At 52.9% G+C, this 10,663-nt stretch carries 11 protein-coding genes and 1 riboswitch; of the genes, 4 read left to right on the top strand and 7 right to left on the bottom strand.

Annotation, left to right across the window (positions count from 1 at the left end):
* Positions 1–118: 118 nt before the first annotated feature.
* The 4 genes from GOX63_RS23490 to GOX63_RS23475 form a co-directional block, all read right to left on the bottom strand.
* On the bottom strand, positions 119–685 hold the full coding sequence (locus GOX63_RS23490; protein WP_170328009.1) for a cytochrome P460 family protein: 567 nt from the start codon (positions 683–685) through the stop codon (positions 119–121).
* A 75-nt stretch (positions 686–760) separates the two neighbouring features.
* Positions 761–1,834: a DUF4331 family protein gene (locus GOX63_RS23485; RefSeq protein WP_170328008.1), complete on the bottom strand. Its 1,074-nt coding sequence runs from the start codon at positions 1,832–1,834 to the stop codon at positions 761–763.
* Positions 1,835–1,904: 70 nt separating this feature from the next.
* Entirely contained in the window at positions 1,905–2,249 is a 345-nt protein-coding gene (gene msrB, locus GOX63_RS23480; protein WP_170328007.1) for a peptide-methionine (R)-S-oxide reductase MsrB, read from the bottom strand.
* 368 nt (positions 2,250–2,617) lie between these two features.
* On the bottom strand, positions 2,618–3,511 hold the full coding sequence (locus GOX63_RS23475; RefSeq protein ID WP_170328006.1) for a LysR family transcriptional regulator: 894 nt from the start codon (positions 3,509–3,511) through the stop codon (positions 2,618–2,620).
* A gap of 352 nt (positions 3,512–3,863) precedes the next feature.
* Here GOX63_RS23475 and GOX63_RS23470 point away from each other — a divergent pair, with 352 nt between their 5' ends.
* Positions 3,864–4,517: a leucine-rich repeat domain-containing protein gene (locus GOX63_RS23470; protein WP_254436089.1), complete on the top strand. Its 654-nt coding sequence runs from the start codon at positions 3,864–3,866 to the stop codon at positions 4,515–4,517.
* 453 nt (positions 4,518–4,970) lie between these two features.
* On the opposite strand, the gene thiC is transcribed toward GOX63_RS23470, so the two are convergent.
* Both thiC and GOX63_RS23460 read right to left on the bottom strand, forming a co-directional pair.
* Entirely contained in the window at positions 4,971–6,770 is a 1,800-nt protein-coding gene (gene thiC, locus GOX63_RS23465; RefSeq protein WP_170328005.1) for a phosphomethylpyrimidine synthase ThiC, read from the bottom strand.
* 102 nt (positions 6,771–6,872) lie between these two features.
* Positions 6,873–6,993: riboswitch (TPP riboswitch) on the bottom strand.
* A 195-nt stretch (positions 6,994–7,188) separates the two neighbouring features.
* On the bottom strand, positions 7,189–7,650 hold the full coding sequence (locus GOX63_RS23460; protein ID WP_170328004.1) for a methyltransferase family protein: 462 nt from the start codon (positions 7,648–7,650) through the stop codon (positions 7,189–7,191).
* A gap of 198 nt (positions 7,651–7,848) precedes the next feature.
* On the opposite strand from GOX63_RS23460, the gene GOX63_RS23455 reads away from it, so the two are divergent.
* Both GOX63_RS23455 and GOX63_RS23450 read left to right on the top strand, forming a co-directional pair.
* Complete coding sequence (locus GOX63_RS23455) at positions 7,849–8,202, top strand: MarR family winged helix-turn-helix transcriptional regulator (protein ID WP_254436088.1); 354 nt, start codon at positions 7,849–7,851, stop codon at positions 8,200–8,202.
* A 58-nt stretch (positions 8,203–8,260) separates the two neighbouring features.
* The gene (locus tag GOX63_RS23450) at positions 8,261–8,659 is read left to right on the top strand and encodes a hypothetical protein (protein ID WP_170328002.1); all 399 of its coding nucleotides are present in this window, start codon (positions 8,261–8,263) and stop codon (positions 8,657–8,659) included.
* Between the two features lie 169 nt (positions 8,660–8,828).
* Here GOX63_RS23450 and GOX63_RS23445 read toward each other — a convergent pair whose 3' ends face one another.
* A complete protein-coding gene (locus tag GOX63_RS23445) occupies positions 8,829–9,779 on the bottom strand; it encodes a helix-turn-helix transcriptional regulator (RefSeq protein ID WP_170328001.1) in 951 nt (316 codons plus the stop codon).
* A 78-nt stretch (positions 9,780–9,857) separates the two neighbouring features.
* On the opposite strand from GOX63_RS23445, the gene GOX63_RS23440 reads away from it, so the two are divergent.
* Entirely contained in the window at positions 9,858–10,355 is a 498-nt protein-coding gene (locus GOX63_RS23440) for a DUF1579 domain-containing protein (protein WP_170328000.1), read from the top strand.
* The last annotated feature ends 308 nt before the right edge of the window (positions 10,356–10,663 follow it).

Genomic DNA, 10,663 nt, shown 5'->3' with positions numbered 1-10,663 from the left:
GCAAAGTTCGGCGTCGATGCGGGCTGACGAACTGTCGCATTCGGAACACCTGAAGCTCAACGGTGCATTTGAGCCCTGAGAGTACTTCCCGGATTCATGTATGCGACTAGTAACCCTGTCACTTTTGCTTTCGTTTTAGTCCAATGTGATGGTCAGCGAAAATGTACTGTTGCTCGCTCGCCAGCGCCTCGTGACACGCTGAACACTGCTCGCGAGGCAGAACCTTTGACGCGGTCTCATACGGTTCAGAATGATGGCCAAAGTTGAAGTATCCAAGGTGGCCCGTTTCCGCAGGAAACCGTTGGGCGTCTTTTACCAACATGGCCAACCCATTGTAGTGGCTCTCCGTCAACACTTCGCCAGCGTCAGCTGGCTTTGTAGCCGTAAACTCTTTCACGATCTGTGTACCATTGGGCCAGGTTCCAGTGGCCATGTAAATGGCGAATGCCATGGGTTCGACATAGGTGTCGATGTATTCGCTGGTTGGTATTGGAAGGTCGTCGATAATGTTGATTTCACCCTTCGGTATCAGGGTCGTACCAACATTCACCCATTGTCTGTGATTCAAAGGCCGGTTTACGGTTCCATCAGCGTTGAATGACACTGGTAGATTCATCGCCTCTTCGGCCGTTGAAACAAAACCAATACAGGTCAAAACGGTTGCGGCAGCAACAAACTTCTTCATGACATTTCTCCGACTTTGTGGGCTAACCCGGCCACGACGTTCAGTGGCCGGGAGCACAGATGTGCGAGGTTGGAGTCAGTTTGTGGGCAGGATGTAGGGGAATTCGGCCGAGTAGCGGTGGCTGTCATCGGCGTTGTCATCGACCGGTACACCCATCATGAGCTGCAACACAGTGTTCATCGCATCATCTTGCAGCGCGCGGCCGTTCAGATCATCGACGACGTAACTGGCCTCTGACCCCGGGCGATACGTAATCACGTCCGGCATGACCATATCCGCGACTTTCTCCGCGTATTCCACACCGTTGCCAACGTCTGCTTTGGACGCCGAAACCGCCCAAAACACGTTGTTTACGATTGCTTGACGGCGTTCTACCACGTCAAGATCTGGTCGGTGTTGCTCGTGATCTTCCTGAACCGCTGGCGTGTCAGACAGGAATACATACGGGAACAGAACATTGGCATGCCGATCAACCTGGCTCCATTCGCCCTTGTGCGGAACTGTTGTTGTCGTGAAAACCTTGATCTCGTCGCTCAGCATTGAGTTCGGGATATCAATGACAATAAAGCTGGAGGTTGCACCCAGGAACAGATCTCCGTCTTCCTGAAAAATTTCCGGCGAAAACGTTCCGCCCTGTTTGGCGGCATTGAACTTGGCCAAACCGATCCCATTGCCAAAAAACGGTTCTTCACCGCGCCCGGACCAGACCCGAATGTCACCGGGCAGTGTTAGCAAATCGCCGACGTTCCCTCCGCCCAGAGTTTCACCCGTTTCGCCAACCTCTGCATTCGGAGAGCCGATCTTGTGAGCTTCGATACTGTCGCCGTCGAAAGTGAATGCAAAAGTCATGCCGGTTTCAAAGCTGTCATCCTGCGCAATATGGATATTGTAGATGCCCTCATTGCCGAACGTGATACCAGCAGGAGAGTCCGCTGAACCTGGCGTGCTCGGGTTTGCGGAGGAAATGATGGTTGTGTAACCATCATTACTGGACTGAAAGACATAGGTGTCATTGAGGTCATATTCCGGGTATTGCCCCTGCAAACCCGAGATAAAGTGCCCTGATGCCAGCGCCATTCCAGCTACGCTCACCACTGCAATTGATGCCGTTGTGAGGGTTAGATAAGCAGATCTGGATACTTGTTTCATTTTGGTTCTCCCATGTAATTTTGAAGCCTGGCATGCCCCCATGCCGCGTGTGAGTTTTTGAGGGGCAACGTTATGACTGGGGCAGCGCGTCAATTGGTACGAAGCGAATGGCCGAAGACTTAATGCAGTAGATCAGCCCGGTGGGTTCCGGCCCGTCCAAGAGCAGATACCCGATGTGCCGGTTTGTTGCCTTGGAACGCAGCAAGATGCGTATTGCACCATGTTCGCGTTCGTTGACTTCCACGATTTTTTCTTCCGCTATCGGTCGTAAGAAGCTTGGCCATCCGTTTCCGGCATCATATTTGTCGTATGACGCGAACAAAGGTTCCCCGCTGGTGGCTTCAACATAGATGCCGACCTCCCAGTGATCCCAAAATTCGTTTTCGAACGCGGCTTCTGTTTCCTCAACCGGCAACGGACTCCCTCCTGCACTTGAGGCTCTAGGCGTGCCTCAAACCCGCGAACACGTCGCCGTTTTGGCTCGCAAGATGGGAAATAGGCTAAAAGCAGAAACCTGACCGAAGCGTCTCGCTACAAGTCAATGATGGTTGCATTTTCTGCAGCTTCCGCGTCGGTTTCGGCCACCCATTAGCAGATGTGTTTTACGATCCTCCTTGAGCCTTACACAGACGCAAGCGCCTGTTGTTGGGCAGATCGTATTTCGAGGTTAGTTTGAACGGAAATATCGAGTTGATCGACGACGATAGGCAATGCTTATGGTCACGCATATACATGCGAGCTGAGTTGCTGGGCTAGTCTGCGCGAACGATTTGCTGCCGTGTGTCAATCGGCTGGCTGATACTCCGGCCATTCATGCGCCTCTGCAAGTTCCGCAAGCGCCTTCAGAGCAGGCGATGGCGTCGATTGACCGACTGTGGCGAAGGAGACCTTTCTTGAAAGGGTGGGCTCGACAATTGGTCGATGCTCCAGTTCGGGACGCAATAGAGAGTATCGGGGAATGCAGCAGACACCCACGCCGTCTCTGACCAGCCCCTGTATCCAATCTTCTCGTTGACTTCTGAACGCGACTTCGAGCTCGAGGTCCAGTTCTTTGTAAAATTCCAGGACTTCTTCTCGAAATTCACAGTGAAGCCGCTCGACATATTGCTGCTTGGCAATGTCACGCAGAGGCACTGTGTCAAGTTTGGAAAACGGATGTTCGGAAGGAAACGCAATGACCATGGGCTCCTCGAACAGCTCAACATAGTCCAGTTGCGGATGCGGAGGGCCATGGCGGGCGCAGAAGGCGCCATCCAGGGCACCTGACAACAACAATTCGGGAATGGAGGCGGGTGCAACGTCGTGCAGCAAAATGGAGACCATCGGATAGGTAACGCGAAACTCATCCAGCATCGGGGCCAACACACCGGGACCGACTGTGCACATCAGACCAATATTCAGTTCCGCGATTTCTCCCGCATTCACGGCCTTGGCAGTTGCCCGAACCATATGCCGAGTTCGGTCTATCTGTTCAAAATGAGCCCGCAATGACCTGCCAAGTTCGGTCAGTTCGTTGTCGCGACCATCTCGGTGGATCAATTCCCCGCCAAGCTCTGTTTCCAACCGCTTGATTGCTTGTGTCAGTGCTGGTTGAGAGACAAAGCACTGCTCGGCTGCCCGAGTGAAGTTCAGCGTGTCAGCCAGCGCCAGGAAGTATCGTATCTGATTGAAGTCCACGGTAGTCGAAATCCCCTCTTGGTCTCCAAATGTCACGCAGAAGCGGTTCTGTGGCAAGTCGTGGCCATTGTGGGCGGTCGCCCGGCAGCAGTCCAGCGAATGATCATGTAGTCAATCTTTGAAGCCGCCATTGGCTCCGATGTCATGAAAACAGCTTTGTTGCGCAACTTGGGAACTGCAAAGTCTAGTTGTGAAGGTCTGCTTTGGGCTCAAATGGCTTGTTCAAGCTCACTGCAGAAACAGGCGGCAAAGAGCCTGTAGTGCAGAGACCGCGGCTTGAATAAATGCCTGCTTTTCGCCCCAAGCGCAGCAGTCACAGATTGACCACATTCGATCGGTAACCACCAATTGTATGAGGAAAATTATCTTACTATTTATTGTTGCCTTAGCCGCATTTGCGGCGTGGCAGTTCAAACTGATGAGAACTGCAAAACAACAGCTTATTGTAGCCGAGCAGCGGGTCGCAGATGCAATTTCTGCCGGAACCAATAACCTAAATTTCAGCGACCTTGTCGATCTTCGGAAGCTGCCAGCCAACATCGGTGATGTTCCAAACTTAACGTACCTGAACGCACGGGGAACCAGCTTAAGCGATCTGGCCGGGCTGGAAGGTAATGCGACTCTCGAACATCTTGACGTGAACATGACACGAGTTTCCGATCTCAAACCGCTTCAGGGCTTGCCGAACCTGAAGTTGGTTTATCTTCATGACACCTGGGTGTCCGATGTGTCGCCCATCGCAGCAATACCGTCACTTGAGCGTCTTGACATTGGCACGACACAAATTGAAACGCTGCGGCCTGTTACACAGATCAAAAGTTTGGTCTGGTTGAATCTTCACAACAGCCACGCGCTTGATGGGTCTCGTGAGCACTTTGCGATCCTGGAGGAGCGTCCATTTCTTGAGTTGTCAGGTGGGAGCGCCTACCGCCAAGACTATCGACCGGGTTGGCAGTACAACGCAATGCAGCGCCTGTCGCGCCTGAGAGAAGAACTTGGACTCTGATGACTGTCCGTTCATGGGCAGCGCAATCTTCTCGAAAAACAGAAAGCGGTCCATTACATGCCTGCAGACAGTCCGCTCTGTCCCGTTTGCGACCTGCTGCATGAGCAAAAGACCGAAGGGCAACCAATGGCCGGTAGGGGCTCTTTCGATCTGTTGATGCCTACTGCAGAGAATGGGAGCAACGAGCCCAAACTACGCGATGCTGCAGGATGCACGAATGGCAGATTCAGGCTGTCGGCAGCGGTACGTCGGGCCATTCGGTCGTGAGCTCCACTTGAAAGCCACGCCGTCAGAGACCCCCCCGCTACGAGCATCTTGAAGTGTTGCAAAAGGTCTACGGGTAGGTTGAAAGGCAAGAAATCGAAACTGTCAGATTACTGCCAATCGCCGCCCCGGGACAGGCGGGTTCCAAGGCTGAGGCGAGGCCGGCCAGACCGGCCCCGACAATGATGATCATTCAACCGGTTCATTCACGGGCATGTACAGATCGCCTCCTTCGCGGAATTTCTCGGCCATCGCTTCCAATCCCTCCTTCTGGGCTTCGCTGCGAATGTCATGGCTGATCCGCATGGAGCAGAATTTCGGCCCGCACATGGAGCAAAAATGCGCCACCTTATGGGCTTGTTTGGGTAGGGTCTGGTCGTGGAAATTCCGGGCGGTGTCGGGATCAAGTGACAGGTTGAACTGGTCTTCCCAGCGGAATTCAAACCGCGCGCGAGACAATGCATCATCGCGCCGCTGCGCGCCGGGCAAGCCCTTGGCCAGATCCGCAGCATGCGCGGCGATCTTGTAGGTGATCACCCCGGTTTTCACGTCGTCTCGATCCGGCAGGCCAAGATGTTCCTTGGGAGTGACGTAACACAGCATGGCGCAACCGAACCAACCGATCATCGCAGCACCAATACCGCTGGTAATGTGGTCATACCCCGGAGCGATATCGGTGGTCAGCGGCCCAAGCGTATAAAACGGTGCTTCGTGGCAGCATTCCAACTGCTTGTCCATGTTCTCCTTGATCTTGTGCATGGCCACATGGCCGGGCCCTTCGATCATGACCTGGCAATCCTTGGCCCATGCAATCTTGGTCAATTCGCCCAGTGTTTCCAGCTCGGCAAACTGCGCCTCGTCATTGGCATCCGCGATCGAACCGGGGCGCAGACCGTCACCCAGACTGAAGGCCACGTCATACTGGCGGCAGATATCGCAAATCTCGTCGAAATGCTCGTAAAGGAACGACTCCTTGTGGTGATGCAGGCACCATTTGGCCATGATCGAGCCACCGCGCGAAACGATCCCGGTCACCCGGTTCACGGTCATCGGCACCATGTGCAAACGAACGCCCGCGTGGATGGTGAAGTAATCCACACCCTGTTCGGCCTGTTCGATCAGCGTGTCGCGGAAAACCTCCCAGGTCAGATCCTCGACAATGCCGTTCACCTTTTCCAGCGCCTGATACATCGGGACAGTGCCAATCGGCACCGGGGAATTGCGGATGATCCATTCTCGGGTGTTATGGATGTTGCGCCCGGTAGAGAGATCCATGACCGTATCGGCGCCCCAGCGGATGGCCCAGACCATCTTGTCCACCTCTTCCTCCATACTGGAGGTCACGGCGGATGTGCCCATATTGGCGTTGACCTTTACCAGAAAATTACGCCCGATGATCATCGGTTCGCTTTCAGGGTGGTTGATGTTGTTGGGGATGATCGCGCGCCCTGCGGCAATTTCCGATCGGACAAATTCCGGCGTCACATAATCGGGGATATTGGCCCCAAAGTCGTTCCCATCCCGATGGCAAGGCGACGTCTCGCGCAGCTGGTTTTCGCGGATCGCCACGAATTCCATTTCCGGCGTGATGATCCCGGCGCGCGCATAGGCCAATTGGGTCGGTGCGGCCTCTTCTTTGCCACGCAGCGGGCGTGGCCTGACCGGGAACGCAGGTGTCAGCTTGTCGCCTTGAACAAACCCGTTATCGGCGTCGGTTATCTCGCGCCCGTCATATTCCTCGACATCACCGCGCGCCTTGATCCAACCAGCCCGCAGCGCAGGCAATCCCTGCTTGATATCGGTCAGAGCATTCGGATCGGTATAAGGGCCTGAGCTGTCATAGACAGGTAGCGGTGTTTCACCCGCAGTGGGGTGGGTTGAAATTTCGCGCATGGGTACGCGAATTTCCGGATGCATCTCTCCCTCGACATAAATTTTGCGCGACGCGGGCAATTCACCAGTGGTGATTTTGGGGTTGGGGACATTCATATTGGTGCTCCTCAAGCTCAGGTCTCAAAAATACACCAGTAGAGTTTGGAGAGGAGGCGAAGGCACGATATGCCCTCTGTTCGGGTTGCACGGGCCAGATCCCGCGATGCTACCTAAGCTTCCTACGCCAGTGTCAACTGGGTCAGGTTCAAAGGGTCGCGTCACCTGGTTCTCACCAAATCAGCCTCTCAGTCCCATAGGCGGGACTCCCCTGCGTAAGTCCGCGATAGAACGGATCAGCTGGTTTGTAAAGTTTCAACTAGCGGTAATTGGCGCAAGTGCAGCGAAATGGTGCTTTGTCCGCAGATCGACCGTCCGAGCCCGATTTCGCGCAGCGTCGCCGCAAGTTCGGTTTGAGCCCTGAGCGGGCCCAATTGATCGCCTTATCTCTTCAACTCAAAACGTCTGTGGCTTACCTTCAGACCCAGCGCCGAACGTGCTTCTGATAATCAGTATAGGATTCGCCAAAGGCATCAGTTAGCTTGCGTTCTTCAAGGCGGATGACAAATACCGTCGTGACAGTCGCTGCGATCAAACCAGCGATAACGATCCAGACATTATCGAGCAGGACAGCGATTCCGCACTGGATGACCGCGAGGCCCAGATAACCCGGGTTTCTCGAATACTGATAAATACCAGAGGTGACGAGTTCAGTTGAAACGTCATACGGATCATATGTTGTATTGGCAGCTTCAATTTCCCTAATGGAACTGTGGACCGTAAGAACGCCTGCTAGAATTACCAAGGGACCAAGAACGAGCTGAACAACCCATGGCAGCACGGACCATGGCAAAAGAAAACCGACAAGTAGGCCCACAATCAGGGAAACGCTAAAGATTGTTGGAGGAGCCGCGAAAGGCTTCTGAAAGTCTTGAATCATATGGGCGTGGCCTCTGCTTCGATTTGATTGTGTACAAAGTTGCGGAAGCACTATTGACTTCGCACACATATTCGCACACATACAGGTTAGTTAGGGTGACTGACTAAATAAGGTAGTAGCATGAAGTTGGCAAGGCTGATCGAACTGGCGCACAGACAAGGCCACAGACAGTGGGCGAAAGTGAGTGGGAAACTGGGGATGACCCACAGCGAATACGAGTATCTTCGCGCGATAAAGGATCAGGAGTCTAAAAAAACGGACAAAGACAATCACGGGCAGCATCTTCAAGATGTCGTTGATGAAATGGGTGTGAGAAAAGCATCAGCCAGTGCGATGGTCTTGAAGCTTGAGGAGCGCGGGTTGGTTGAGCGTTTCCCTTGCCAGTACGACGCCCGCGCTCAACACATAGTACTGACCGAACAGGGTCAGATGTTACTGTCTTCTGGTGAGGAAATTTATGAAGCAGCCGCAAATGCGTTGATTGAGGAACTGTCCGAAGATGACGTCAGAGCGATTGACATCGCAGTAAGGCAGCATCGGAAGTCGGTCTGAAAAAAAATTTGCAACAGTAAGTTAGTCAGACTGACTAATAAAAAAGGGAAACTGAAATATGACATTCGAACTAGTCCTAATGGCGACGGCCATCCACATCTTGATCTGGGAGAAACTCCCTGAATGGGGAACGTGGTTCAACCGCTTCATTGCGGCGCTGCCTCGGCCGCTAAATTCACTCTATGAACAATGGCGTTGCCCGTACTGCGCCGGGTTTTGGATCGCGCTGGTTCTACATGGCTTGACCGGATTTTGGACGATACCGGCACTCGCAACACTGCCAGGGCACCTTGGTGCTACTGCGACACCTATCGGGTGGTTCTTGGACGCTCTTGCCTCAGCGACTTTGATCTATGCAGCAATCATCGGATTGAGAGCCATTGGCCTACCGGCCATGAAAGCTCACATGATGAAAGAGGATTTCATCAAATCTTCTTTCTCAAAAGACGGTGACTGAACTGTTGAAGAATTTAGGTTGGGTTTGCGGGCTGATTGGAGGTTCGCAAACAGCCCTATGCGGACATTCACGACTAGACTTTGCAGATTCCAATTTTCGGGACAAAATGTGACTTTGCCGCGGGCGCAAACGCTTTCCGCTCTTAAATCGAGCTTGGACTTCCTCGCTGTCAGGAAGAGTAGTGACCAGCTATCCTATGAATTTCAGCGATTACATTTTTCCGAAGACTCGTGGGGGAAATAACCTCGACCTCTTTGCCCAAGGAGAGAATACTGCGGATGGTAATTGCTCCGTATTCCATTTGCACGGTCACGATATGCAATCCATCAACTTTATGGGTAACTGCTTGGGTGTCCGGTGCGACGCCCATCTCGCTTAGCAAGCGCAACCCTTCGGACGTCACCTTAAGCGTAACAGTTTGAGATTTCAGCCGGAGCTCGAAATCGGTTCTCCAAACGTCCCAAAACTCGCGAATATTGAAATTTTCAGGTCGAGAGAAAACTTTGTCCAATGCCTCAATGCTCTGGATTTTAGCAATTTTGTAAACTCGGGGAGTATCGACCAAGGCGATAAGATACCAACTTCCTGCTTTGAGAACGATTGCCAGAGGTGACACTATACGTTCCACGACGCCCCTCCAACTCTCGTATCTTATGGAAAGCTGTTGTTGTGCCCATACAGCGGCAGCGACTTGCCGGACAAAAGGGGCATCTTCTTTTTTTCGATACCAACTCACCGGATCCAGAAAAAATCGCTCGGATACGATGGCGGCATGGTCGCGCGTTGCATTCGGAAGCGAGGCCAGAACCTTCAACTCGGTCTGGTTCGCAGCTTCCAGCAACCCCAGATCGTCAAGAACCGCACCAAGTCCGGAGAGAAGAAGGCTGCTGGCTTCGTCGGCGTCTAGGCCTGTTAAACGTGTTTGATAGCCGTCCAGCAACTTATACCCGCCATTGCGACCTCGTTCTGCAAACACAGGGACGCCGGCATAGCTCAACTGATCAATGTCCCTGTGAATCGTGCGCGGGCTAACCTCTAGTTCCTCTGCCAATTGATCAGCCGTCATTTGGCCGCGCGTTTGAAGACGTATCAGGATTGAAAGCAAACGCGACGATTTCATTCCACCCTCAAAAAACATGACACATGATGTCAGGTTATCCTCGGTAATAGTGTGCATGTCACGAACAATGGAGAGACCATGCACATAAAATTGAACCAGAAGGGGAGCGAGCAAGCTCAGAATGATTTCGACTTCATGTTTGGCTCCTGGACTGTACAGCACCGAAGATTGCGGGAACGTCTTGTAGGGTGCCAGGAATGGGATTCTTTCGATGGATCATCCCGAACCGCCCCGATCCTGGCGGGCAATGGAAACGTTGAAGACAATTTTGTAGATCTTCCAGAAGATCCCTATCGCGCAATTGCACTGCGTAGCTTTGACATCAGGTCGGGTCAGTGGGCGATTTGGTGGCTCGATGGCCGATCACCACATACTCTTGATACGCCTGTTAAGGGCCGGTTTGATGGTGAAGTCGGTGAATTTTTTGCCGAAGACTCTCTGGATGGTCAGGCCATTATGGTACGTTTTCTCTGGAAAAAAGGCATAGTCCCGCGATGGGAACAGGCCTTCTCAACGGATGGAGGCGTTAACTGGGAGACCAATTGGACGATGGACTTTACACATAATTCACGTTGACGTGTGATAATCTACCGAAAAGCCCTGCCCAAGGTGTTGGACACTGCATGAGCGTCATTGGGCAGGGCATTCATTTTAAACGACGCCAAGGTTTGGCTGGGGCAGGTTTTTCTGCCTAAACCTAGACCAACAGCACCAATTGAACGATGCTATTTTTTAGTCTCGCAAGAACCAAGCACCGAGTTAGAGGAATCGGTCTGGCAGCTACGCTAATCTGTGCTTGCCGTGAACGTCGCAAAAAAAAGGCCGCAGCACAGCATTACGCGGCTCAGTCAGCGGCGGCTTTGGGCCGGTTCGTCAAACTTTGT

Source organism: Ruegeria arenilitoris, assembly GCF_013031355.1.
GTDB lineage: Bacteria > Pseudomonadota > Alphaproteobacteria > Rhodobacterales > Rhodobacteraceae > Ruegeria > Ruegeria arenilitoris_C.
The sequence above is the reverse complement of the archived record's forward strand: the minus strand, read 5'-3'. Positions and strand labels throughout refer to the sequence as shown.

Bases quoted from the DNA above. Each gene is read 5' to 3' on its own strand.
- GOX63_RS23490 (WP_170328009.1), bottom strand. From the start codon at position 685: ATGAAGAAGTTTGTTGCTGCCGCAACCGTTTTGACCTGTATTGGTTTT.
- GOX63_RS23485 (WP_170328008.1), bottom strand. From the start codon at position 1,834: ATGAAACAAGTATCCAGATCTGCTTATCTAACCCTCACAACGGCATCA.
- GOX63_RS23470 (WP_254436089.1), top strand. From the start codon at position 3,864: ATGAGGAAAATTATCTTACTATTTATTGTTGCCTTAGCCGCATTTGCG.
- thiC (WP_170328005.1), bottom strand. From the start codon at position 6,770: ATGAATGTCCCCAACCCCAAAATCACCACTGGTGAATTGCCCGCGTCG.
- GOX63_RS23460 (WP_170328004.1), bottom strand. From the start codon at position 7,650: ATGATTCAAGACTTTCAGAAGCCTTTCGCGGCTCCTCCAACAATCTTT.
- GOX63_RS23455 (WP_254436088.1), top strand. From the start codon at position 7,849: ATGACCCACAGCGAATACGAGTATCTTCGCGCGATAAAGGATCAGGAG.
- GOX63_RS23450 (WP_170328002.1), top strand. From the start codon at position 8,261: ATGACATTCGAACTAGTCCTAATGGCGACGGCCATCCACATCTTGATC.
- GOX63_RS23445 (WP_170328001.1), bottom strand. From the start codon at position 9,779: ATGAAATCGTCGCGTTTGCTTTCAATCCTGATACGTCTTCAAACGCGC.
- GOX63_RS23440 (WP_170328000.1), top strand. From the start codon at position 9,858: ATGCACATAAAATTGAACCAGAAGGGGAGCGAGCAAGCTCAGAATGAT.